This is a genomic window from Faecalibacterium sp. I3-3-33, from assembly GCF_023347295.1.
Lineage (GTDB): Bacteria > Bacillota > Clostridia > Oscillospirales > Ruminococcaceae > Faecalibacterium.
Map to the genome: position 1 here is coordinate 1922118 of NZ_CP094469.1, position 25570 is coordinate 1947687.

General features: G+C 57.8%; 21 protein-coding genes. 4 read left to right on the plus strand and 17 right to left on the minus strand.

Annotation, left to right across the window (positions count from 1 at the left end):
* Positions 1–6 precede the first annotated feature (6 nt).
* A complete protein-coding gene (locus MTP39_RS09040) occupies positions 7–924 on the minus strand; it encodes a LysR family transcriptional regulator (RefSeq protein WP_249240278.1) in 918 nt (305 codons plus the stop codon).
* A 161-nt stretch (positions 925–1085) separates the two neighbouring features.
* Between MTP39_RS09040 and MTP39_RS09045 the strand changes: the two genes are divergently transcribed.
* From MTP39_RS09045 to MTP39_RS09060, 4 genes are all read left to right on the plus strand, one after another.
* On the plus strand, positions 1086–3113 hold the full coding sequence (locus MTP39_RS09045; protein WP_249240279.1) for an FAD-binding protein: 2028 nt from the start codon (positions 1086–1088) through the stop codon (positions 3111–3113).
* A gap of 201 nt (positions 3114–3314) precedes the next feature.
* The gene (locus tag MTP39_RS09050) at positions 3315–4235 is read left to right on the plus strand and encodes an AAA family ATPase (RefSeq protein ID WP_249240280.1); all 921 of its coding nucleotides are present in this window, start codon (positions 3315–3317) and stop codon (positions 4233–4235) included.
* Entirely contained in the window at positions 4235–5989 is a 1755-nt protein-coding gene (locus MTP39_RS09055) for a hypothetical protein (RefSeq protein ID WP_249240281.1), read from the plus strand. Before MTP39_RS09050 ends, MTP39_RS09055 begins: the two co-directional genes overlap by 1 nt.
* A gap of 286 nt (positions 5990–6275) precedes the next feature.
* Positions 6276–7034, plus strand: a complete 759-nt coding sequence (locus MTP39_RS09060) for a hypothetical protein (RefSeq protein ID WP_249240282.1) — start codon at positions 6276–6278, stop codon at positions 7032–7034.
* A 176-nt stretch (positions 7035–7210) separates the two neighbouring features.
* On the opposite strand, the gene MTP39_RS09065 is transcribed toward MTP39_RS09060, so the two are convergent.
* The 16 genes from MTP39_RS09065 to MTP39_RS09140 all read right to left on the minus strand — a co-directional run bounded on the left by MTP39_RS09065 (position 7211) and on the right by MTP39_RS09140 (position 25488).
* Positions 7211–8938 (minus strand): peptide ABC transporter substrate-binding protein, encoded by a 1728-nt coding sequence (locus MTP39_RS09065; protein ID WP_117526311.1) that lies wholly within the window; start codon positions 8936–8938, stop codon positions 7211–7213.
* 214 nt (positions 8939–9152) lie between these two features.
* Positions 9153–10148, minus strand: a complete 996-nt coding sequence (locus tag MTP39_RS09070; protein ID WP_005923266.1) for an ABC transporter ATP-binding protein — start codon at positions 10146–10148, stop codon at positions 9153–9155.
* Positions 10145–11146: an ABC transporter ATP-binding protein gene (locus tag MTP39_RS09075; protein ID WP_097785899.1), complete on the minus strand. Its 1002-nt coding sequence runs from the start codon at positions 11144–11146 to the stop codon at positions 10145–10147. The genes MTP39_RS09070 and MTP39_RS09075 overlap by 4 nt, the downstream gene beginning before the upstream one ends.
* Before the next feature lie 14 nt (positions 11147–11160).
* The gene (locus MTP39_RS09080; RefSeq protein WP_249240283.1) at positions 11161–12210 is read right to left on the minus strand and encodes an ABC transporter permease; all 1050 of its coding nucleotides are present in this window, start codon (positions 12208–12210) and stop codon (positions 11161–11163) included.
* Positions 12211–12228: 18 nt separating this feature from the next.
* Entirely contained in the window at positions 12229–13146 is a 918-nt protein-coding gene (locus tag MTP39_RS09085) for an ABC transporter permease (RefSeq protein ID WP_249240284.1), read from the minus strand.
* A gap of 541 nt (positions 13147–13687) precedes the next feature.
* Complete coding sequence (locus MTP39_RS09090) at positions 13688–14497, minus strand: hypothetical protein (protein WP_249240285.1); 810 nt, start codon at positions 14495–14497, stop codon at positions 13688–13690.
* A 64-nt stretch (positions 14498–14561) separates the two neighbouring features.
* Positions 14562–15314, minus strand: a complete 753-nt coding sequence (locus MTP39_RS09095) for a tyrosine-protein phosphatase (RefSeq protein WP_249240286.1) — start codon at positions 15312–15314, stop codon at positions 14562–14564.
* A gap of 15 nt (positions 15315–15329) precedes the next feature.
* The gene (locus MTP39_RS09100; protein ID WP_249240287.1) at positions 15330–16094 is read right to left on the minus strand and encodes a CpsD/CapB family tyrosine-protein kinase; all 765 of its coding nucleotides are present in this window, start codon (positions 16092–16094) and stop codon (positions 15330–15332) included.
* A gap of 4 nt (positions 16095–16098) precedes the next feature.
* Positions 16099–16809, minus strand: a complete 711-nt coding sequence (locus MTP39_RS09105) for a YveK family protein (RefSeq protein ID WP_249240288.1) — start codon at positions 16807–16809, stop codon at positions 16099–16101.
* 235 nt (positions 16810–17044) lie between these two features.
* A complete protein-coding gene (locus tag MTP39_RS09110) occupies positions 17045–17962 on the minus strand; it encodes an ABC transporter permease (protein WP_249240289.1) in 918 nt (305 codons plus the stop codon).
* 1 nt (position 17963) lies between these two features.
* On the minus strand, positions 17964–19133 hold the full coding sequence (locus MTP39_RS09115) for an ABC transporter permease (protein ID WP_249240290.1): 1170 nt from the start codon (positions 19131–19133) through the stop codon (positions 17964–17966).
* A 3-nt stretch (positions 19134–19136) separates the two neighbouring features.
* Complete coding sequence (locus MTP39_RS09120) at positions 19137–20651, minus strand: ABC transporter ATP-binding protein (RefSeq protein ID WP_249242051.1); 1515 nt, start codon at positions 20649–20651, stop codon at positions 19137–19139.
* 265 nt (positions 20652–20916) lie between these two features.
* Entirely contained in the window at positions 20917–22098 is a 1182-nt protein-coding gene (locus MTP39_RS09125; protein WP_249240291.1) for a BMP family lipoprotein, read from the minus strand.
* Positions 22099–22308: 210 nt separating this feature from the next.
* Positions 22309–22761, minus strand: coding sequence for a cytidine deaminase (gene cdd, locus MTP39_RS09130; protein WP_015537831.1), 453 nt, complete (start codon positions 22759–22761; stop codon positions 22309–22311).
* 75 nt (positions 22762–22836) lie between these two features.
* Complete coding sequence (gene deoD, locus MTP39_RS09135) at positions 22837–23556, minus strand: purine-nucleoside phosphorylase (protein ID WP_249240292.1); 720 nt, start codon at positions 23554–23556, stop codon at positions 22837–22839.
* Between the two features lie 30 nt (positions 23557–23586).
* Positions 23587–25488, minus strand: coding sequence for a LysM peptidoglycan-binding domain-containing M23 family metallopeptidase (locus MTP39_RS09140; protein WP_249240293.1), 1902 nt, complete (start codon positions 25486–25488; stop codon positions 23587–23589).
* Between the last annotated feature and the right edge of the window lie 82 nt (positions 25489–25570).

Consider the following 25570-nt stretch of genomic DNA (forward strand, 5'->3'; position numbering starts at 1 on the left):
TTTTCTTTATGATTCCTCCATCGGTTCCAGCTTCAGGCCGAACAGCCTTTCCGAGAGGGACGGCAGCTGTTGCTGCAACGCGCGGACATAGGCCATTACTACCGGATCCGGCTCCGCTTTCGTAACAATACCAAACCGCATTCCCTTGTTCCAATCCAGAATAAACACCTGTGAAGGATCCGGTCTGCGGTAGTACACTGCCGGGGTCAGCATCAGGCTGGGCAGTTCATACTGTACACTTTTTACGCTGCGAATGATTTCTGCCTGCCGTCTCGCAGCCTCGTGTAGCAATGCGGTCTCATACAGTGACTGGTCTGGTGTTTCTGCAAACATCCACCGATACTGCACCGCCTGTTCCAGCGTAATATATCCACGGGGCACCTCCGGCGGCGTATGAAATGGGACGCCGATCTCTGGCATATACACTGCCGGATAAAAGTGCAAGCCTCGCGCCGCGATCTCTGCACACTCGATCTGCAATGAAAGATCGATTTCATCATTCAGCAACGCCCTCCAGACATCCTTTATGCTGGCACAGCGGTGCATGATAGGAGAAAAGCGGTTGCTCAACTCCCCTGTAGCGGCAAACAGGTCAAAGCCCAGCATTTGCAGCGGCATATTCTGATGTCCGATCAGTAGATGCCGTTTGGGTGGATTTGCATTCAGCTTTACTGCCTGCGCATGATGCACCGCCTCATCGTACAATTCCAGCAGCTGCTTTGCCTTGGGGTAAAAATCCCATCCCGCCGGGGTCAGCACCACACGGCGCGGCACATGCTGGAACAGTTCAAACTGCAATTGCCCTTCCAGCGTGCGGATCTGCTGCGAAAGTGCCGATTGTGAAAGATACAGCGCCTCTGCCGCCGCACAAAAGCTGTTCAGCTCCACGATCTTTATAAAGCCCGCCAGCGCGCTCTGGTTCATTCTTTCCTTCCTCCTACAATACATTAGGTTTTCCTTAATTATAATATAATAAACTTGAATTGTAAACAGCACCCTTCTACGCTACAATTGTTAAGGATTCAGCAAAGTGTCCTTCACCTTGCTGCACAATAAGAAGGAACAAAAAGAAAGAGAGCGTACCTATGAACAAGATTTCCCGTAAGGGCTTTATCAAGATCGCCGCTGCTGCCGCCATGAGCAGTGTGACCGCCGGTGCTCTGGCTGCCTGCAATGCTGCCTCCGGCTCTGCTTCCGCTTCCACTTCCGGTGCTGCCGGCCAGTACATCCCCGGCACCTATGAGGGCACCGCCGAGGGTATCTCCTCCACTGTCAAGGTCACCATGACCTTCTCCGACAGCGCTGTCACCGATGTGGTAGTGGACACCTCCGGCGAGACTGCTTCCTACGGCGCTGCCGCTGCCGATGAGCTGCGCGAGCAGCTGATGGCTGCCGGTTCTGCCGAGATCGACGGTGTTTCCGGTTCTACCATCACCTCCGATGCCGTGATGAAGGCCGCCAAGAGCTGCTACGCACAGGCAAAGGGCGAGGCCGTGGTCTCCAGCGTGCAGCTGCCCACCGGCGACGCAAACGACTGGCTGGGCAAAGAGCCTGACATCGACGAGGCTTCCATCACCGAGACATGGGATACCGATATCGTCATTGTGGGCGCTGGCAACGGTGGTATGTGCGCAGCCGCTTATGCTGCACAGAACGGACTGAACTTCCGTATCATCGAGCAGAATTCTGCCGTTATGGATACCCGCCATTGGTACGGCACCATCGACAGCAGCGAAGCAAAGAAAAAGGGCATTGCTCCTGTTGACCGCGCCGAGCTGCTGAGCGAGATCTCCCGCTCCATGGGCGGTCGCTGCGACCAGCGCGTAGTTAAGACCTGGATCAATGAGTCTGCCGCCATGCACGATTTTGTTTCCGGCATTCTGGAAAGCGAGCCCTACAACTATGTATGCAACCTGACCTCCGGCGATGAAGCCAAATGGCCGGATGATACGCAGGTGAGCCAGAGCAAGCTGATGTTCCCTGTGCAGCAAGTCGACTACAGCAGCGCCGAAAAGCCCCGCAACGTGGTATTTCAGGAGTATATCGAGAGCAAGGGCTACAGCATCGACTTTAACACCGGCCTTGCCAAGCTGGAAAAGGATGCCGACGGCCGCATCACCGGCGTTATCGCCCAGAGCACTGCCGACGACCACTTCATCCGCATCAACGCAGCCAAGGGCGTGCTGCTGGCCTGTGGCGGCTATGCAGGCAATCCCTACATGATGGAGCAGCTGGACCCGCTGGGCACCAGCGTGACCACCGCCTGCTCCTATACCCCTGCTGACAAGGGCTATGGTATCCGTGCCGCTATCTGGGCAGGTGCACATCTGGATGCAGAGCCTGCTCCCGTGCTGTTCGACCGCGGTCTGGTGGCACCCGGTGTGGATGCCGGTTATGCGGACAACGGCTCTGCCTTTGGCGGCAAGGCCTTCCCCGGCACTGTGGGTCAGTACAACCCCGGCAGCCAGCCCTTCCTGAAGGTCAACCGCCATGGCGAGCGTTTTATGAACGAAAGTCAGGAATACGACAATGCCTCCCATGCTTCTTTCCAGCAGCCGGGGCACGTTTATGCCATGATCCACGATGCAAACTTCCGCAGCGACGTAGATCGCTTCCACACCATCGGTTGCTCTGCACTGACCCGTTACATCCCCGGCATGATGGAAGGTCAGCTGGAGCAGTACGAGGGTGAGGGCCTGATCATGAAGGCGAACACCATTGAAGAGCTTGCCGACAAGATGGGCTTTACCGGTGCTGACAAGGACAACTTTGTAGCCACCGTTGCCCGCTACAACGAGCTGTACGACAAGCAGAACGACGAGGACTTCGGCAAGCCTGCAAGCCGCCTGAGCGCCATCCGCACCGCGCCCTTCTACGGCTGCTGGCTGGGTGCCTCTCTGCTGTGCAGTATGCAGGGTATTTCCATCACTGAAAACTGCCAGGCGAAGGATAGCAACAACGAGCCCATTCCCGGCCTGTACGTTACCGGCGATATGTCCGGCAGCTTCTTCCAGAACAACTACCCCTGCGTCATGGGCGGCACCGCTTGTGGCCGCACCCTGACCTTTGCCATCAAATCCGTCAAGCAGATGGCAGGTCTGGAGAACGCCTGATAAAGCGCAGTTCCCCGGCATACTCTAAGCGTTTCTTCTTTTCTTCTTTTTCATGTGAAGAGGGGCAGTCCCATTTGGGGCTGCCCCTCTTTGCGTTTTTGCCCCGCACGCCCCCTACACAAATGGCCGCGATTGTGCTATGATAAGCGTGAAACCGGGCAGTTCATCTCCACCCGGTCAAAGATCGAGGTGTTTGTACAAATGTCGGATATTCTGGATACCTTACGGCAGGAAGGGGTGGACCCCGCCCTGCTTGCGGCGGTGCAGAAATACCGTGCCGCTCATCCGCTGGAGCAGGCGTTGCGCCCGCGCATCCCCGCCCCTGCCTTTATTTACTACGGCAAAGAGGTGTGGGAGCAGGCACTGGCGGCCATCCTCTGCGGTGAAAACCTGCTGCTGGCCGGCGGCAAAGCCACCGGAAAAAATGTGCTGGCAGAAAACCTTGCCGCCGCTTTTGGCCGCCCCGCGTGGGACATCTCCTTTCATGTAAACATGGACGCCGCCTCCCTGATCGGCATGGATACCTTTGCGGGCGGGCAGGTGGTGTTCCGTCCCGGGCCGGTGTACCGCTGCGCACAGTGCGGTGGCTTCGGCGTGCTGGACGAGATCAACATGGCCAAAAACGAGGCGCTGGCGGTGCTGCACGCCGTGCTGGACTTCCGCCGCGCCATCGACGTGCCCGGGTACGACCGCATCCCGCTGGCTGAGGAGACCCGCTTTATCGCCACCATGAACTACGGCTACGCAGGCACCCGGGAGCTGAACGAGGCGCTCACCTCCCGCTTTGCGGTGGTGCAGATGCCCACCATCACGCAGGATAATCTGGAAAAGCTGCTGCGGGCGCAGTTCCCGGATCTTACCGCAAAATATGTGCATCAGTTTGCGCTGCTGTTTCTGGACCTGCAGAAAAAATGCGACAGTGCAGAAATTTCTACCAAAGCGCTGGATCTGCGCGGTATGCTGGACGCGCTGCGGCTGATTCGGCGGGGCATCCCGGCCGGGGCGGCGCTGGATATGGGCATCACCAACAAGGCCTTTGACTCCTACGAGCAGGGGCTGATCCGGGACGTGATCGCCGCGCGTATCCCGGCCAAGCTGGATGCCGGAAAGCTGTTTGCCTGATGGACACCCAAAGCTACACCGCGCAGGAGCGGCGCGCGGCCAATCAGATCTGGGCCGCTGCCGGTGCCTACGGCTTCGAGCCGCTGTTTCTGGCCCGCAATACGGACGGCACCATTGATTTTTACATGAACTGCATCGTGGGGCTGGTGCACAAATACTACGGTGACGCGCTGATCCGGGACATTTTTTCCGCTTGGGAGGGTGACACACGCCAGCCCATGCTGGACGATATGGCGTGGCTGTACTTAGAAAACGCCGCCTACCGACTGGAGCTGCCCCGCCGCCCGGTGCTGGAGGCGCTGCGCTTTGCCCATGCGGACTACTTTTTTGCCATCCAGTACAAGCTTTCGCGGCAGGAGTGGATGGCGAAAAACCAGCTGGTGTACACCATGCAGGCCGCGCGCTGGCGCAAGGTACTGGGACGCACCGCCCCGGTCATGACCCCTTACGAGAGCAGCCTTGCCGCTGCGCTGGAACCGGAGGCCGTACCGGAGCCAGCACAGCTCAAAAACAGCCTGCTGGCGCTGTTTGCAAAATTTGCCCTGTTTGACGGCGAGGTACGCCAGAAGCCCGCGCTGCACCTGCGGCTGCAAGGCTTTTGGGCAAAGCTTGCCACCAAAACCATGCCCACCCAGATGATCAAGACCGACCGGGTGACGGTGGAGCATTCCGGCGCGGTGGATGCCACAGGCAGCGGGCTGGCGGTGGACAAGCGCCGGGCAAACATTACCCTGAAGCAACGCGCCGCACAGGATCGCGCCTACATTGAAAGCTGCTTTGGGCGCTGCTTCTACCCGCCGGAGCAGCTGCACAAGGCCGAGCAGGAGTTGTGCACCGGGGTGCATCTGGGCTGTCACCTGTGGTTCAGCGCCGGGGTGCCCAGCCCGGAGCAGGCGCCCACCCCGGAGGCGCGGCAGCTGGCGCAGCAGGCCGAATTGCAGGCCGAGCGCAACCGCGCTTACTACGCAAAAAATCAGGAGCTGCACCGCAGCGTGGTGCTGCGCCTTACCGAGCAGATCCGCAACTGCATTCTGGTGCATCAGCAGCCCGACCAGCGGGTGGCGCGCAGCGGTGATCTGTGTGCCGGGCGGGTGTGGCGCGCCCCTTACCTGAACGATGACCGGGTGTTTTTGTGCCCGGAGGAGGAAAACTGCCCCGCCTTTACGGTGGATCTGCTGCTGGACGCCTCGGCCTCCCGCCTGCACTGTCAGGAGGTGATCGCGGCGCAGGGTGTCATTCTGGCCGAAAGTCTGGCCAACTGCGGCATTCCGGTGCGGGTAAGCGCCTTTAGCAGCCTGCGGGGCTACACGGTGCTGCGGGTGCTGAAAGGCTTTGCGGACAAGAACCGGCAGAACATCTTCCGCTACTTCGCCTCTGGCTGGAACCGGGACGGTCTGGCGCTGCGGGCGGCGGGCGATCTGATCCGGTACGCCCCCGGCCCTGCCCCGCGCCACCTGATGATCCTGCTGACCGACGCCAGCCCCAACGACAGCCGCCGCATCCCGCCCACAGCGCAGAACCCGCTTGGCTGCGCCTACGAGGACGCCGCCGGTGTGGCCGATACCGCCGCGCAGGTGCGCACCTTGCAGCGGCAAGGCGTGCGGGTGTCTGCTGTTTTTATGGGCGAGGACAGCAGCGCCGGCGCCGCCGCGCAGATCTACGGCAAAAATATGGCGCGTATCCGCGGCATGGATCAGCTTGCCCGGGCTGCCGGACGGCTGATTCAGAACGAGATCCGGGAACTTGGCGATTGAAGATAAAAAACGACCCCTGTGGGAGCAGTTCCGGCCTTAGCCGGCATCTCCCGCAGGGGTCGTTTTTACAACCGTGTATCTCAAGGCACAACCATATTTTGAACTTCCGCTTGCTTTGTATCGTAGATTTTTGCAAAAATTTGTTGTTTCGAAAAACTTTCAGTTGTTTTTCGTCCGAAAGTATGCTATACTACGTTCAGAGAAGTTTTATGCAGCCTGTCGGCCTGATCACCCGGCTGGTGTTTTCACAACGTTTCGCTGTTTATTTTCAGGAAGGAGATCAACCATGGACGCTTCCCGTTATTTTGACGCCATGCACAACGCCATGTCCACCCTGCACACTGGTGCACAGCTGCTGCTCACCGTCCGTTTGCAGGACACCTGCGGCAATGACGCCTATCTTGAAGTAAAACAGCTGCCCGGGGAGCAGAGCGCCCTTGTGTGCTACTCCACCATGGGGCGGCGCTGCCTGAATTTCCAGCTGTTCCGCAAGGGCTGGCAGCTGTGCCACAATGCGGATGGGCAGCTGACCGGGCGTTTTCCGTCCAGTGCCGACAGCCTGCTCAGCCAGACCGACTTCCGCGCCTACTGCCGTGAGGACCGTCTGGATGCTGCCCGCACCCAGCGCCTTGTGGAGGAACTGGGACAGCGTGCCGGGACCAACTATGTTGGTACCATCCCGCAGAATGCCCGCACCGGCGCACAGATCACGGTGGAAAGTTACCTTGGCTACGGCGCACGCTGGAGCTACTGGAATCAGGACGCTTCCCCCTGCCTGCCGTTGGCCGCAATTTTGTACTGGCTGGCTGATTTTCTGGCCGGGAACGAGCGCCGCGCGTTGCAGTCTGACCCACAGGCTGCCGCACTGGCTGCGCAGTGGCTGGCAAAGGATACGGCTGTGTTCTTCCGCCCCTCCCCTGCCCTGACGGTATCCTCAGCGACCGGTCATAGTGCCCCTGCTGCACGGCGCACCCGCCCCGCCCCGGTGCCTGCCGCACGGAGCAAGAGCTGGCAGAGCGTTCTGGCCGCCATGGCTGCGGTGTAAGCTGGTACCATTTCAATCTGGTTTACATATAAAAGACGAGTGCTCGGCAAAACCGAGCACTCGTCTTTTTTGCAGGATAACAGCAAAAAAGCACCTCGCCAACCGTTTCCGGTCAGCGGGGTGCTTGGTGCTTATAGTATACGGTTCAGCTTACGCTGCACATCCCACAGGGGAAATCACTCCTCGATGTAGCCGTACTGGAAGTACCAGTAGCCGTAGGGGCTGTGCCAGACGCCCTTCAGAGAAGAGCTCTGCAGCCAGAATTCGTTGTAGTAAGCAACGGGGATGCAGCCCATATCCTCCATCAGGATGTCCTCAGCCTTGTGCAGCTGTGCAAAGTGCTCGGCGACATCTGCAACCTTGGAAGCCTCCATAGCAGCATCGAAGTCAGGGTTGGAGTACTTACCATCGTTGTTGCCGTTGCCGGAGCAGAACAGCTCGATCATGTTGGAAGGATCGTTGTAGTCCATGACCCAGCCGTTACGGGCAACATCGTACTCGCCGGCACGGCGAGCAGCGGTGAAGGCAGACCACTCCATCTTGCTGATGGTCAAAGTGATGCCCAGATCGCCCCAAGTCTGCTGCAGGTACTCTGCCAGAGGCACATGGTAGCCGGAATCGTTGGTGCTGTACTCGATGGTGGGGTAGCCCTCGCCATTGGGATAGCCAGCCTCTTCCAGCAGCTTCTTAGCCTCGGCCATATTTGCCTCGTAGTCAGCTGCAATGTAGGGAGAACCGCCGTTTGCGTTGTCGTAGAAGTAGCCCTGCGCGTCCACGATGCTAGGGCCGACCAGGTTGGAAGCAGCAGAGTAGGTGCCCTGCATGATGGTGTTGGCAACGTAGTCGCGGTCGATAGCCAGAGCCAGAGCCTTGCGGACCTTGGCATCCTTGAAGGCATCGCGCTGCAGGTTCATGCTGACGTAATAGGTGCCCAGAATGGGGTCAACATAGAAGTCGCCGCCATCCTCTGCCTTGGTCAGGCTGGGGATCTCGTCGGTGGGCACGTCCTTGATCAGGACAGCCTCGCCGCTGTTATAAGCAGCGAAGCAAGCGGAAGAGTCCTCCAGCAGCAGCAGGGTGATGCTGTCGGAAACGATCTTAGAGCTATCCCAGCCGCCAACGTAGTTGGGGTTCTTGGACAGAACGATACGCTCGGAGGGGGTCCACTCGGTGATCATGTAGGGGCCGTTGGAGACGAAGGTCTCAGCGGAGGTGCACCATGCATCGCCGTTGGCCTCAACGGTAGCCTGCTGCACAGGGCTCATGGATGCGAATGCAGCCATCTTGTCGAAGTAGGAGCAGGGGTAGGACAGCACGATGGTCAGGGTCTTGCCGTCGTCGCTTGCCTTGACGTTCAGCGCATCGGGGTTGGGCTCTGCAGTGGGGTTGCCGTCTGCATCGGGGAAGCCGGCAGCTGCGTCAAAACCATCGATCATGCCCAGGCAGGTCTCTGCGTAGGGAGCTGCGGTGTCGGGGTTGACCATACGCTTGAAGGTGTACTCAAAGTCCTTAGCGGTCAGGTCGGTGCCATCGCTCCACTTCAGGCCGTCACGCATGGTGAAGGTCCAAGTCAGGCCGTCCTCGCTTGCTTCCCAGCTCTCAGCCTGGCCACCAATAACTTCGTTGTTCTCGTTGATGATCAGCAGGGGCTCGAAGATGGTGATGATGGTGTTGGCGCCATCAACAGCGCTGTTCAAAGAGGGATCCAGAGTCTCGGGGTTGGGGCCGTACTGGACGGTGAAGCCAGCGGTGTTGACACTGCCGGTAGAAGAACCAGCAGCGGAAGAAGCAGAACCGGAGGTTGCGGTAGAACCGGACTTGCTGCCGCCACAGGCTGCCAGACCCAGAGCAGCGGCACCCACGCCTGCAACCTTGAGGAAATTACGACGAGAAATGCGTTTCATAATAATATCCTTCCCTTATATCAAATTTGAGTGTGCCAGGTTCCCCCAGCCGCCTCTATATTCGATCCGGTGCAAATGTACACCGGAGGAACACGAATGATTATAATGCGTTCTCATACCGGTTACAAGCCCAAAACTTGGACTGTAACCATTTTGTGACAACATTTCAGCACTAAGTTGAATTGCTTTCACTTTTTACCGGCGTGAAGTGTTCTCACTTCACGCGGTCAAGGTGATGGCAGGCTGCCCAGTGGCCGGTGGAGACCTCCTTGAACTCGGGCACCTCGTTTGCGCACTGCTCGTCTGCATAGGGGCAACGGGTGCGGAAACGGCAGCCGGACGGCGGGTTCAGGGGGCTGGGCACATCGCCCTGTAGCACGATACGCTTGGACTGGCGGGCCGTAATGGGGTCTGCCACCGGAATTGCGGAGATCAGGCTGCGGGTGTAGGGGTGGATGCTGTGGGTGATCAGCTCGTAGCTGTCGGCCAGCTCCACCATCTTGCCCAGATACATGACGCCGATGCGGTTGGAGATGTGCTTGACAACGCTCAGGTCATGGGCGATGAACAGGTAGGTCAGACCCATCTCCTGCTGCAGATCCTCGAACATATTGACGACCTGAGCCTGAATGGAAACGTCCAGTGCGGAAACAGGCTCGTCACAAACGATGAACTCGGGGTTCACAGCCAGTGCACGGGCAATGCCCACGCGCTGACGCTGACCGCCGGAGAACTCGTGGCAGTAGCGGTTTGCGTGCTCGCTGTTCAGGCCAACGCGCTCCAGCAGAGCGATGATCTTATCGTGGCGGTCCTTTTCGTTCTCGGCCAGATGATGGATATCAATGCCCTCACCCACGATGTCGCCAATGGTCATGCGGGGGTCCAGACTTGCGTAGGGATCCTGAAAAACGATCTGCATCCGGCGGCGGTAGGGCAGCATATCCACTGCGATCTTGTTGTCCTTATCAAACAGCAGGTTGCCGTCATAGTAGATCTTACCGCCGGTGGGCTCGTACAGGCGCAGCAGGGTGCGGCCGGTGGTGGTCTTGCCACAACCGGACTCACCTACCAGACCAAGGGTCTCGCCCTTGCGGATAGCAAAGCTTACGTCATCCACAGCCTGAACGTACTTGCGGTTCTTGCCCACACCGCCGGCGGGGAAATACTGCTGCAGGTGCTGGACTTCGACCAGCGTCTTGTGTTCACTCATTCTGCCTTTTCCCCTTTCTCAAATGCAGCCTTCTGCTGCAGCCAGCAGTAGGTATAGTGGGTATCGCTGAGCTCGGTGCGCGGGGGCATCTTGCTCAGACAGATCTTCATGCAGTTCTTGCAGCGGGGCGCAAAGGGGCAGCCGGCCGGCGGATTCAGCAGGTCCACAGGGGTACCCTCGATGGGCACAAGGCGCTCGTGCTCTGCGGTGTTCAGCTTGGGGATGGAGTTGATCAGACCCTTGGTGTACTCGTGACCCGGCTGGTAGAAGATCTCGTCGGTGGTGCCGTACTCCACGATGTGGCCGGCGTACATGACGGCGATCTTCTCGCACATGGAAGCCACAACGCCCAGATCGTGGGTGATCATGATGATGCTCATGCCCAGCTTCTTGCGCAGATCCTGCATCAGCTCAAGGATCTGTGCCTGAATGGTCACGTCCAGTGCGGTGGTGGGCTCGTCAGCAATCAGCAGCTTGGGCTCACAGGCCAGTGCAATGGCGATCATCACACGCTGGCGCATACCGCCGGACAGCTCGTGGGGGTACTGCTTCAGACGCTTCTCAGGCTCATTGATGCCGACCAGCTCCAGCAGCTCCTTGGCGCGTGCCCATGCATCGGCCTTGTTCTTATCGGTGTGCAGGCGGATGACCTCCACGATCTGGTTGCCGATGGTGTACACCGGGTTCAGGCTGGTCATGGGGTCCTGGAAGATGATGGAGACCTCGTTGCCGCGGATCTTGCGGAAGTCCTTCTCCTTCATGTTCTCGATCTCGTGGCCATTGAACCACACCTTGCCGCCCACCAGCTTACCGGGATAAGCGGTCAGACCCATAACGGAGTAGGCGGTGACCGACTTACCGGAGCCGGACTCGCCCACAACGCCCAGAACATCGCCCTGATTCATGGTAAAGGAAACGCCGTTCAGTGCCTTTACTTCGCCCGCGGGGGTGAAGAAAGAAAGGCGTTCATCTTTGATATCAAGAATTTTCTCGCTCATTTCTGTTCACCTCATCAATTCTTCAGCTTCGGGTCAAAGGCATCGCGCAGGCCATCGCCGAACAGGTTGAACACAAGGATCATCACGCTGATCATCAGTGCAGGGGCGATCAGCAGATGGGGGTAGGTGTTCATACCCTTGACGGCATCGGTAGCCAGAGAACCCAGAGAAGGCAGCGGGGCTGCAACACCCAGACCGATGAAGCTCAGGTAGCTCTCGGTGAAGATGGAAGCCGGGATCTGCAGGGTGGTGGTAACGATCAGAGTACCGATGCAGTTGGTGAGCAGATGCTTTTTGATGATACGGCCGCTGGAAGCGCCCAGTGCGCGGGCAGCGGTAACGTACTCGCTCTCCTTCAGGATCAGGATCTGACTGCGGACGATACGCGCCATGCCGACCCAGTACAGCAGAGCAAAGATGATGAAGATGGAGATCATGTTGGGGCCCAGCGTCTGCATCCACTTGAAGCCGGGCTTGCTAGCCAGCGCATCCAGCGGATCCTTCAGGGCCATGCCCAGCAGGATGATCAGCAGAATATCCGGGATGGTGTACAGAATATCGGTGATACGCATCATGATATTATCCACCCAGCCGCCGGCAAAGGCGGAAACTGCGCCGTAGGTAGCGCCGATGATCAGCACCAGCACAGAAGCGATCAGACCAACGGACAGGCTGACGCGGGTGCCCATCATGATACGCACAGCGAAGTCACGACCCATACGGTCGGTACCCAGAATGTGCGGGAACACCTTTTCGCCGGCATCGATGCGGGCCTGCTCGGAGGCCGAGTACTCAAACGGTGCCAGATTGTTGCTGCCCTTCACCTGCTCCGAGTAGCTGTAAGGCCAGACGGCGGGCAGCAGATAGGCAAAGATGGCAATGGCAATGATGAACACAAAGCTGACCATGGCGATCTTGTTCTTCTTCAGGCGGCGGATACCGTCCTTCCAGAAGTTGACGCTTTCGCGCATGACCACCAGGCTCTGCTTTTCCTCATTGCTGGCGGGCAGAAAATCCTCCGCGTTGAGCTGCAGGCTGAGCGGATTCTTTTTAATGTTTTCCATGAAAATCGCTCCTTTCTCTTACTGCAGCTTAATGCGCGGGTCGATGATCTTATAAAGGATATCCACGACCACGTTTGCAATGATGACCATGCTGGACAGCAGGATGGTGGTGCCCATGATCATGGTGTAGTCACGGTTGGTGATGGCGGACACGAAGTCACGGCCCAAACCGGGCACGGAGAAGATCTTTTCCACCACGAAGGAACCGGTCATCAGGCTGGCCAGCATGGGGCCGACGTAGGTGATGACAGGCAGAATGGCGTTGCGCAGTGCGTGCTTGAACAGGATCATGAACTGGGACACGCCCTTTGCGCGGGCGGTGCGCATATAGTCCTGACCCATAACGTCCAGCAGGCTGGAGCGCATCAGACGGGTGATATAAGCCGAGGGATAGATGGCCAGTGCGGTGACCGGCATGATGTAGGCGGCTGCACTGTTCAGACCAACCGTAGGCAGCACCTTCATGTTCATACCAAACTGGTATAGCAGCAGCACGCTGGAGATAAAGCTGGGGATCGCGATGCCACAGGTTGCAAACACGATAATAATGTTATCCAGCCACTTACCGCGGTTGTAAGCGGAAATGCAGCCCAGCGGGATGCCCACGCACAGAGCCACCACCACTGCAATGCCTGCCAGACGGCAGGACACCGGCAGCTTGCTGGCAATGATCTGGTTCACGGTACGGCCGCGCTGACGCAGGCTCAGGCCCAGATCGCCATGCAAAAGGCTCTTCATGTAGTTGACGTACTGCACACCCAGCGGCTTATCCAGGCCATACTTTTCGGCCAGAGCCTGCTGAGCAGCGGCACTGATGGACTTTTCTGCCACGAACGGGCCACCGGGGACCAGGTTCATGACAAAAAAGGTAACCGTAGCCACAATGAAGATACTGAAAATACCCATTGCGACACGCTTGATGATGTACTTTGCCATCGTTTGATGCCACTCCAATCCTATCAATGAATTACTGTATTTGCTCTCAGGCCGAGCCATACTTTCCCGCAGTCCGCCAGCCTCACACATAGCGGACGTCTGTCCTTGGCACACGGACAGAAAAAGCGAATAATAAAACGATGGCATCTTGCGGTCGCATAAACACCATCGTCCATACCCGAGAAACACTCTATCTATTATAGAGAGAACCACGAATTTTGTCAATTCACATGAAAATAATTCACTTCATTTCAGCAAAGCATGAGTGGAATCTTATACTTTATACAAATTTCCTGTATATTTGTAGGTAAAAGTGCTACTTTTCTGGTCTTTTTGGCAACTATTCCGGGACGTGCACAGTCTGTTTATCTCTGCTAAGTGCAAAAGACAGTGTCTCTCCCCCAGAACCATCTATCCATGTCACGGGCATTTTTCTCCATGTTACAGGAAAACTGGCAAAAAAAGATCACCCGCAGCCCCTTCTCCGACACGGTCAGTGCCCGGGAGATGTGCCGCGGGTGGTCATAGGTCGTTTTGCGGGTCAGGAGTACAGCTTTGCGGTCAGCTGGGAGTACATGGCGCTCTTTTGTGCCTTATAGGAGGCCATAGCCTGATCGGCCAGTGCGGTGCTTTGACCGTTGGCGGTCAGAATGGCGCGCATCTGGCTGACGATGCTCGCCACTTCCTTATCGTAGGACGCCTGCATCGCATACAGTCTGCCGCTTCTTGCCAGCACGATGGAGATCTTACGCGCCTGTGTCTGCTGGGACTCCGGCAGCGACTTGAACTCTGCCTTTGCCCCGGCAATACAGCTGTTCAGTTCTGCCTCGGCACGCGCCTTGACGCTGTACAGCTGTTTCAACAGTGCCTTGACCTCAGCTTCGTAGGAAGCCTCCTGTTTGCCGGACGAGGACGCCGGTTTTTCTGTGGCAGCTGCCGTGCCGGAGCTGGCTGTGCCGGTGGTGTTCTCCTTCTTGCCGGAGGAAGCGGTGCTGCCGCTCTCCGTCCGGGAGGCAGCGCTCCCCGAAGAAGCAGAAGAACCTGCCGGAGCGGACACCAAATCTGCTCCCTCCTGCGGAGCACTGGCTGATGCTTCCTGTTCCCCACTGTTGGACGCAGCGGTTTCGTCGGTCAGTTCTTCCAGCGTGATATCGCCGCTGAGAAGCTTATCCAGATCCTCATCCGTCAGGGTGAGCTGTGTACTGTCTGCCGAGGCATCCGGCAACGTTTCGGGAATACCGGCTGCCATACCGCGGAGGTAGAACAACACCCCAAGGACTGCTGCTGCCAGCAGAACCACCAGCGCGCCCAGCACGATCAATACGATTTTCAGGACCTTATTTTTCTTCATACTAAAATCCGCTGCCCGGGCAGAGTACACCTCCGCCCGGGCAGTTTTCTCCTTACTAATAGGATCAGACCCACATGCCCAAAAACTTTTTGGGCTGATGCAGGGTCGCAGCGTCCAGCTCCTGATCGTGGAACAGCTCATCGCCGTTGCGCACGATGCGGGCGGCAGTTTCCTTGCCCAGCAGCTTTTCCAGCTGCTGCACTCCCTGTGCCATGCGGGGCGGACGCTTGTCCGGGGAATGGGTATCGGTGGAGATGACGTGGACCAGTCCCCACTGGATGAACTTACACAGCTTTTTGCAGAGCTTGGGTTCCAGCAGTGCTCCGGCGTTGATCTGTGCATAGGCACCGGCGGCCACCCAGTCGTACAACAGGGTGGGATCCTCCAGCACATAGGGGTATCGCTCGATATGCGCGATCAGCGGCACGATGCCCTGTTGCTGCAAATTATACAGGGTCTGCCGGATAAAATGCGGCTTGTGGGTGGTGGGGAATTCCAGCAGCAGATAGGCGGTATCTCCCATGCACAGCGCCCGGGTGTCCAGCTCGCACAGACCGGGCGAGAAGAACACCTCTGCCCCCAGCTTGAAATCAAACTGCATGGGCTGCCCTTCCAGCGCGGCAGTCAGCTGTTCAAAGGCAGCCTGCCGCTTTGCTGTAAAGGCATCCACCGTGGTGCGTTCGCTGTTGAAGTGGCTGGTGAAGGCGATATTCCGCACACCATCCTCGTATTCCCTGCGCAGCAGCTCCAGCGAGACTGCCGTATCCTTTGCGCCGTCATCCATACCGGGCAGAATGTGACAATGCAGATCGGTCATAACAATGCTTCCTTATTATTTACCGGCAGTGGCATCCTGCTTGCCGTAGGCATAGTTGTAATTGTAGGCATAGCTGTATGCGTAGCTGGAACCCTTGAGTGCCTTCTTCATGTCATAGCGGGTCAGCACGCTGCCCAGCACCTTGACACCTGCATCCTGCAGCTTTTTCACTGCGCCGCGCACTGCATCAGCAGGGGCGTAATCGGAACGCACTGCAAAGATGGCACCGTCCACATAGCGGCCGATGACCGCTGCATCGGTGACCACAGACACCGGGGGGGCGTCAACGATGACAAAATCAAACTTCTGGCGCAGAGTGTCCACCATAGCCTGCATCTGCGGCTGGCTCAGCATCTCAGAGGGGTTCGGCGGCGGGGTGCCGGCGGGCAGGAAGGTCAGGTTCATTTCCTTCAGTTCCTGCAGGGCCTCGTCCAGCGTGCACTGGTTGGACAGCACGTTGGAAACGCCCTTTACGTTGTGGCCGGCCTTCAGATAGCGGTGCAGCACCGGCTTGCGCAGGTCGCAGTCCACCAGAGCCACCTTTTTGCCGCTTTCGGCCAGCGTCAGTGCCAGATTGACTGCTACGTTGCTCTTGGATTCTTCCGGCACGGTACTGGTGATGACCAGCGTGTGCACGTCCATAGAGCCCGCCATAAAATCCAGATTGGTGCGCAGAGACTTGTAGGCCTCCACATAGCCAAAGGGCATCTTTTTATCGGTGATCAGCTGCAGGGTGCGGTGCTCGCTTTCTTTCTTCTTTTTACCAAACAGATTCCACATCGTCTTACACCTCCGGGATCAGGCCCAGCACGGGCAGGCCGAGCTTCTTCTGAACATCTTCGTCATCCACAATGGTATCGTGCAGCAGATGTGCCAGCACCAGAACGCCGCACACCAGCACAGCGCCCAGCAGACCGGCCAGCACAACGTACTTCTTGGTCTGGGGGAACACCTTGTTGGGGTTGATGGCCACATCGCTTACCGTCTTGCAGGAGCCGGCTTCCACCTTTTCCACCAGCACGTCGGGTACGATGTCCGCAATGGTCTGTGCGATCTCGCCTGCGCGCTCTGCATCGGTATCGGTGACCGTGATCTTCATGATCTGGGTGGAGTCCACATCGGCAACCTCCACCATCTTATACAACTCGCCGTAGGTCATGTCCAGATCCAGCTCATCAATGACCTCGTTCAGCACGGTGTTGCCCTTGATGATGACCGCATAGGTACTGATCAGGTTCTTGGCAGAGTTGAAGTTATCACTGGTGAAGGTGGTAGTCGTGTCCTGCCGGGTATTCACGATCATGTTGATGGAGGCCTGATACTTGGGTGTAAGCGCAAACATACACACCAGCAGGCAGATCAGCGCTGCCGCAACAGCTGCTGCCACGATCTGCACAATATGCGCCCACAGCAGGCGCGCCAGTTCCATCAGATCAATGGTCTCTTCGTCCTCCATGCTGCGGAGCGACTGTCCCATAGTTGTTTTTTCGTCCATAATAGAGAAACTCACCTTTCCTGTTGTTCCGCAGTGCAAGAAATGTACACCGGGTTCCTATAGATACACATTCGTTTTATAATGATAGCACATCTTGTTGTATTTTACAAGTAAAAATGCCATTTTCTGCCGACAAATATATGGACAAAATATGCCATGCCCCGTACAAAAAAGGCATCCGCAGCACATGGATGACTGCGGATGCCTTCATTTTACGGATTTTTAGCGAATGCGCTCAACGGGAGCCCTTGTCGTAGGGGATGCCCTCGGCCTTGGGTGCCATGCTGTTCTTGGAGGTGAAGGCCAGAATGACCATGGAGGCCACGAAGGGCATCATATTATAGATATTGCTGGACCAGTGCAGCTGCGCGAGGAAGGTGGAGTCTGCGATGTTGGCAAGGCTCTTGAACACGGCAAAGAACATGGCCGCGCCAAAGATGTGGAAAGGCTTCCACTGGCCAAAGATCATAACTGCCAGTGCCAGAAAGCCTGCACCGGCCACGCCGACTTCAAAGTTCCAGGTCTGCACCGGGGGCACGATATACGCCAGACCGCCGACGGCGCCCAGCGCACCGGAAAGGATGACACCGGCGTAACGCATCTTGTAAACATTGATGCCCACCGAGTCCGCAGCCTGAGGATGCTCGCCGCAGGCACGCAGACGCAGACCGAAGCGGGTCTTATACAGCACGATGTAGCTGACTACCAGCAAGATCAGCCCCAGCGGCACGAACACGCTGAGCTCCAGCCCACCAATGCTGAACAGGAAGGGCTTGTTGGAGTAGTTCAGCTTGGCACTGCCGCTCTCGCTGAAGTACTTGGAAATGACCACGGCAATGGCGGTGGCCAGCAGGTTCAGCGCCGTGCCGCCGATGGTCTGGTCTGCCTTCAGGTTGATGGAGGCAAAAGCCAGCAGCAGACTGTAAACCACGCCCGCCAGCGCTGCCACCAGAATGGAGATGAGCACCACAAGGAAGGGCGACAGGCTTGCAGGCAGCATGGTCAGGGTAAGCACACCGGCCACACCGCCGATGACCATGATGCCCTCCAGCGCAATGTTGATGATGCCGGAATGTTCGCTGAACATACCGCCCAGTGCCACCAGCATCAGCACGATGCCGTACAGCAGGGTATATTTGATCAGAAGCAGCATATTACTTGCCCTCCTTTTTGGTCTTTTCTGCGGCAGGCGCAGGCTCTGCGTTCACGTTGGTCTTTTCGGCGTTCCTGAACAGCAGGCTCTGGATCTTGCCCCGGAACAGCATGGAGAATGCGCACAGGTAGATGATGATGCCGCTGATCAGATCCGAGATCTCGGTGGGGTAATACTTGGTGGACAGGAAGGAGCCGCCGACCGAGATGTGGGAGATGAACAGCGCAGAGAACACGGTGCCGATGGGGTTCGAGCTTGCCAGCAGTGCCACCGAGATGCCGTTGAATCCCATGCCCGGCAGGCTGGTGGAGTTCAGCGGGTTCCACTGGGACACGTTGGACAGATAGAACAGACCCGCGCCGAAGCCTGCCAGTGCACCGGCAATGGCCATGGAGAGGATGATGTTCTTCTTCTCGTTGATACCGGCATAACGGGCGGCGTTCTTGTTCAGGCCAACGGCCTTGAGTTCGTAGCCGAAGGTGGTCTTGTTCAGCACCACCCAGATCAGCACGGCCACCGCTGCCGCCAAGAAGATGGCAATGGTGGTGCTGTTGGTCTGGAACAGCTTGTTCAGACCGAAGTCCGGGATCAGGGACTGGGCAAAATCAGCGTTCTTGCTCAGGTTCAGGGTACGGGTGTTGCGCACATCGTACATGGGGCCGGTGCCGTTCTGGTAGATGAGCTCATTTACCAGATACAGGCCGATCCAGTTGAACATGATGGAGGTAATGACCTCGTTGATATTGAAGTATGCCTTGAAAAAGCCGGGGATCGCGCCCCACAGGCCGCCCAGCACTGTTGCTGCCAGCAGGCAGACGAACCAGGGCAGCTTGAGCATGATGGCGCAGTACAGCGCACCGTAAGCGCCCAGCGTATACTGACCGGCTGCACCGATGTTGAACAAGCCGGTCTTGAAGGCAAAGGCCACGGACAGACCGGTCATGATCAGGGGTGCGGCATTGGCAAGCTCCTTGCCCACGCCGTAGGGGGCATCGTGGAAGCCGCCCTTGATGATGCGCACAAAACCATCGCCCCATGCGTGTGCGGGGTTGATGGCCACCAGCACCAGAAAGCCCACCAGCAAACCAATCAGGATGCACAGCAGTGCAGCCAGCACGCTGGTAACAGAGCTTTGCAGGCTGCCGCTGCGGGAAAGTTTTTTCTTATTCATGTGTTACTGCTCCTCCTTTCCCTGCTTGCGGGCGCCTGCCATATACAGACCCAGCTCCTGCACGGTGGTGGTCTTGGGGTCAAACTCGCCCACGATCTCGCCCTCGTACATTACAAGGATGCGGTCAGAAAGGTTCATCACCTCGTCCAGCTCAAGGCTGACCAGCAGCACGGCCTTGCCCTTGTCGCGCTCGGCCACGATCTGGCGGTGGATGTACTCAATGGCACCCACGTCCAGACCACGGGTGGGCTGCACTGCCACCAGCAGCTTGGGGTCGCGGTCGATCTCGCGGGCAATGATGGCCTTCTGCTGGTTGCCGCCGGACATACTGCGCACGGTGGTCACACTGCCCTGACCGCTGCGCACGTCGTACTGCTCGATCAGCCGGTCAGAGTACTCGCGCACCTTGTCGGCACGGATAAAGCCGCCCTTCTGGAACTCCGGCTGCCAGTAGCGCTGTAATACGATATTGTTTTCCAGACTGAAATCCAGCACCAGACCGTGCTTGTGACGGTCCTCCGGGATGTGCCCCATGCCGTCCTTGGAGCGCTGGCGGATGCTCTCGTGGGTGATATCCTTGCCGTCCAGCGTAATCTTGCCGCCGTTCAGCTTGCTCAGGCCGGTCAGTCCGTAGATGAACTCGGTCTGGCCGTTGCCCTCGATGCCCGCCAGACAGACGATCTCGCCTGCGTGCACCTTGAAGGATACGTCCTTCACCACGTCCTTCTTGCGCTGGTCGTTGTGGATGGTAACGTTCTCTACGTCCAGCACAGTCTCGCCGGGATGCGCAGGCTGCTTTTCCACCTGCAGCTGCACGTCACGGCCCACCATGCGGCGGGAAAGCTCTTCCTTGGTAGTGCCCTTGATATCCACCGTGCCCATATATTTGCCCTTGCGCAGCACGGTGCAGCGGTCGGCCACAGCCATGATCTCGTTGAGTTTATGGGTGATGAACAGGATGGACTTGCCCTCCTTCTTGAACCCGCGCATGATTTCCATCAGCTCATCGATCTCCTGCGGGGTCAGCACAGCGGTAGGTTCGTCAAAGATCAGGATCTCGTTGTCGCGGTACAGCATCTTTAAAATCTCTACGCGCTGCTGCATACCCACCGAGATATCGCTGATCAATGCGTCCGGGTCTACCCGCAGACCGTACTTTTCGCTCAGCGCCATCACCTTTTTGCGTGCCTCGGCCTTCTGCAAAAAGCCCATCTTGTTGGGCTCCACACCCAGAATGATGTTGTCCAGCACACTGAAGCATTCCACCAGCTTGAAGTGCTGGTGCACCATGCCGATGCCCAGTGCGTTGGCATCGTTGGGGTTGCGGATGGCGACCTCCTTGCCGTTTTTCAGGATCTTGCCCTGTTCCGGCTGATACAGGCCGAACAGCACGCTCATCAGCGTACTTTTGCCCGCACCGTTCTCGCCCAGAAGGGCGTGTACCTCGCCCTTGCGCAGTTGCAGGGTGATATCATCGTTTGCCTTGATACCGGGGAATTCCTTGGTAATGTGGAGCATCTCGATCACATAATCCTCTGCCAATCTGCTCACTCTCCTTTCGTGCCGTAACGACACCTTTTCTATTCTACAACCCATTATACCTGATTTTTTGCGGTTTGCACACGGCTTTTTGATTTTTTGTCAAAAAGCACAAGCAAAAGTATTACTTTTGTGCGATCTGCATGATTTCCTTCCTGTTTCTCTTACACAGGCATACAAAAAGGGCGGGGTGCCCCTGCATGAGCACCCCGCCCCTATTACGGGAGTAATTCCGGGATAGCGATTACTGGATGTAGTTGACCTTGGTGAACTCGCTGACGGTGGGCTTGGTAGCGTCGTCGGAGCTGTTATCCACAACAAGCTCGCCGGAAGCGATCTTGGTCTTAAGAGTCTCGTACTCGTCCTTGGTGAAGGTCTTGAAGTTCCAGCTGTCATCGGCAGTGGGCAGACCGACATAGTCGCCGTCCTCCAGACCGAAGTTGCCGTTGGTAGCAGCGATGTTGCTCCACTCGCCGGCCTCGATGTCGCCCAAAGCAGTGCTGACAGACTCAGACAGACCCTTCATAGCGGAGGTGACGAAGGGGTTGTATGCGTAGCCGTCCTTCTCAACGCCGTTGACACCGATGTAGTTCTGGTCAACGTCAACACCCACAACGTAGCCGTTGTTCTTCAGAGCAGCCTCGACAGCGGAGGTGTAGATGCCGCCGCCGCAGGCAAAGACGATCTGGGTGCCGTTGGCGTACCAGCCCTCCATACGGGAGGTGATGTTGGCATCGCCGTAGAACTGGCCGCCGTAGAAGTAGTTGATGTCAATGTTGGTGCCCAGCTCCTTTGCAGCAGCGTCAGCGCCCTGCACATAGCCGTAGCCGTAACGGATAACGGCGGGCACAGCCATGCCGCCCAGGAAGCCCAGCTTGGTGTAGCCGTCCTTAACAACGGCGTAGCCTGCCAGATAACCTGCCTGCTCCTCCTTGAAGGTGATGCAGTAGCAGTTGGCGGGGATGCTGTCGGTGCCGATATCGCCCTGAGTCACATCGATAGCGATGAGCTTGACGTCAGGGTACTGCTCAGCAGCCCATGCCAGAGAGGCACCGTACAGGTAGCCCACGCAGACGATAACGTCAGCGCCATCGTTGACAGCCTGACGGATCATGGTCTCACGGTCCTCATCGGAAGCATCGGACTCGGGGATGTAGTACTGGCAGTTGTCGCCCATGTAGCCGGAAACAGCAGCCCAGCAAGCCTGGTTGAAGCTCTCATCATCGATCGTGCCGGTATCGCAGGTCAGAGCGACCTTGGCGATCTTCTCAGCGCCGTCTGCTGCGCCGGAAGCTGCGGCAGAGCTGGCAGCTGCGGAAGAAGCAGTGCTGGTAGAAGAAGCGGAAGAACCGCCGCAGGCGGTCAGAGCAGCGGCAGCGGCAGCAGCACCGGCCACAGCCAGAAAGTTACGACGAGAAATCTTCATAAGAAACTCTCCTTTTATTTTAAAAAATTGCGTCAAAAGAATGAAATGTGCGCTCTGGCACATTTGCTGGCTCAAGTATAGCGGGTGGATGTGACAGATGCAAGCAATTTCCGATTACAAATTCTTTACAAATCCCTTATATAATTTATAAAAAAGCAATGCTTGTTCACCAATTTTCCCCTGCTTGCGCTGTTTTTCACAGAAAGACAGTTACTTTCCTTCCACAGCGCTGTTGCCCGCCACGTTGGAGGGGCCAAAGCCGAAGGGCAGCAGCTCGTCCATGCTGCGCTCAATGAAATCCTCCGGGGTCTTTGCCATAATGACGTTCAGCTCCGGCCCGCCGAACTCGAACAGTGCCTGACGGCACACCCCGCAGGGCGAGGTGATCTGTCGGTTCACCTCGCCCCGGCGGCTGCCCACCACGGCGATGTCGGTAAATGCGGTCACGCCCTCTGCCACCGCCTTGAACAAAGCGGTGCGCTCGGCGCAGCTGGTGGGAGTAAAGGCAGCGTTCTCCACGTTGCAGCCGGTAAAGATGCGACCATCCGCAGCGCGCAGTGCAGCGCCCACCATAAAATCACTGTAAGGCGCATAGGCCTTTTCCCGCGCGGCCAGTGCCATGCGGATCAGCTGCTGCTTTTCTTCCATGGTCAATTTTGTCATGCTGTTTCCTCCTTTTACGGACAAAAACAGCGCGGCTGTGCCTTGGGGCGGCAGCCGCGCTGGAAAGTTATGCGATCAGTACTCTGCGCCCAGAGCAACCTTCATCATGTCGGTAAAGCTCTTCTGGCGCTCCTCGGCGGTGGTGATGCCGGGAGCCACAAAGCTGTCCGAGATGGTCAGCAGGCAGGCGGCATTCTTGCCCAGCACCTGCGCGTTGGCAAACAGGGCAAAGCTTTCCATCTCCACGCACAGGCAGCCGTCCTCGTCCCGCAGCTTTTCCCAGTAGGTGGGCTTTGCGTCCGAGGGCTGGCGGTAGAACACATCCGAGGAATGGATGTTGCCCTCGATCAGGTGGATGCCCTGTTTTGCAGCGGAGGCACGCAGCTTTTCGTTCAAAGCTGCGCTGGGCAGGGTGACGTTGCCGGTAAAGCCGCTCTGCACCCGGGCGTAGTTGCTCTCGCTCACAGCGCCGGTGGCCAGCACGGTGTCGAACAGCTTAGCCTTTTCGGTATAGCTGCCGGCAGAGCCGATGCGAATGATGTTTTCCACGCCGTAGAAGCTGAACAGCTCGTAGGAATAGATGCCGATGGAGGGCATACCCATACCGCTGCCCATCACGCTGATGGGGCGGCCTTCGTAGGTGCCGGTAAAGCCCAGCATCCCGCGCACACCGGTCACCTGCCGGACATCCTGCAAAAAGGTGTCGGCAATGAACTTGGCACGCAGGGGGTCACCCGGCATAAGGACTGTCTTGGCGAAATCGCCCATTTCTGCGCTGATGTGAGGGGTAGACATAGATGATCTCTCCTTTTATCTTATTGTAATTTATCGGTTGCGATAGCTGCTGCGGTTGAACACGTTCTGCGGTGCAATGTAGGAGCCGTTGCGCCGGATCTCGAAGTGGCAGTGGTTGCCGCTGGAGCGTCCGGTGTTGCCCACATAGCCGATGAGCTGCCCCTGCTTGACCGACTGACCGGCGTGCACCACCAGCGACAGGCAGTGGGCATACACGGTGGTGTAGCCGTTGCCGTGGTTGATGATGATAGAGTTGCCGTAGCCGTTGCCTGCACCGGCGCGGTTGTAGCCGGCCTTGGTCACCGTACCGCCTGCCGAAGCGTAAATGGGCGTACCGGCGGCGGCACAGATATCCACGCCCTTGTGGCTGCCGCCGTACCAGCGGGAGCAGTACCGGTAGCCGGGCACCGGCCAGATGAACCGTCCGCTGCCGGTGATATAGGATGCACCGGAGGACACCTTTTTGGTACCCACCGTAACTTTTTCAGTCACAGGCTCCTTGGTCACCACGGTGCTCAGGATCTGCTGGGAAAGCTGGTTGCCGTTTGTATCGTACACCCGCTGTGCCGTCACAGTGCGGACGCCGTTTTCACCCTTCTGGGTAACGCGCTTGGTACCGGAGTTCAGCTCTTTGGACTTGGTGGTCTCGGTGGTGTAGGCGATCTCTTCCTCCCAGCTTTCCACCTTTGTGATGCGCACCTCCAGCGTCTCCTCCTCCCGCACCACAGTCAGTGCATCGCCGGGCAGGATCTTGGAGTTCTGGGTCAGACCGTTTTCGCCGTTGGCGGTAAAGCCGGTGTTCATTTCGCACAGTTCCTTCACGGTCAGGCCGTTTTTCTGGGCAATGGACCAGATGGTATCGCCGCTCTGGACCGTATAGGATTTTTCTGCCTGCTGTACGCCGGAGAGCAACTGCTCCACCTCGGCTTCCTCCTGGAAGCTCTCGTTGAAGTAGATGCCGTTTTCCAGCGTGACATCCTTGTTGAAGCCCACGGTGGTGTTGGGGTCATCGGGGTTCTCGTAGGGCTCCAGCAGGCTGCTGATGTATCGTTGCAGGCTGGTGCCGTCCGCGCACACGGCGGTCAGCTCGCCGTCCAGATACAAAGCTGTGCCCTCGCTGATCTGGTCGCTGGAATTTTTGAGGATGGCGTCAGCCACGTCATTTTCGTCCATCACGTCATGGGCAATGGCCACGGAATAAGTAGGCTCCACGGTAAAGCGCGCCTGTTCTGCACCGGAATAATTGATACGCTGCTGCACAGCTTCCAGCGCAGAGTTGAACACCTCTTCGTTGGCCACATAGCCCACGGTCTTGTCGTCCACCTGCACCTGCAAGGCGTAGGGCTGGCGGATGGTGGTCTGGAACACGGTCACCATAACAGCCAGCGCTGCCACCGGCAGCACATACATGGCCATGCGGGGCACAAGGCGGATGTTATCGGCGATGCCATGGGTAAGGAAGTGTCCGCTTGCGCGCAGCGCAGCGCCAAAGCCTTTCTCCTTGCGCACCCGATGTGCGTGGCGCAGCAGCGCCCAAGTACCCCGCAGGGCAAGCACCACCGGGCCAAACAGATCCCGCAGCAGCTGCGCCGCCCCGGGGAACGCCATGGATGCGATATTTTTCAGCAGTTCTTTGACCGTCTGCAGCAGACGCTGCAAGCCGTGCTGTAAGCGGCGCCCAGTGCGGACGACCGCATACTCAGCAGAAAAACCTACGGCATACAGTCCCTCGCCCACAACAGGGGCTATGGGGTTGTGCAGCAGCTTATGCAGCCACTTTTCCCGGCGGTGCTGACGCTTGCGGTGCAGCCTGTGCCGCCGCAGCACACCCCGGCACTGGAGCTGTGCCCACAGCGAGCGCAGCTTCTGACGGCGGGGCTGCCGTACCGGCTGCGCAGCGGGCTGCTGCTCCTTTGTTTTATCTTCAATCAACGGGATTTTCTCCTTCCTGCGCCGCTGCAGGGCATTTTTTCGGCCCGGAACACAGCAGCTAGATGGTGTACGTTCCCCTGTT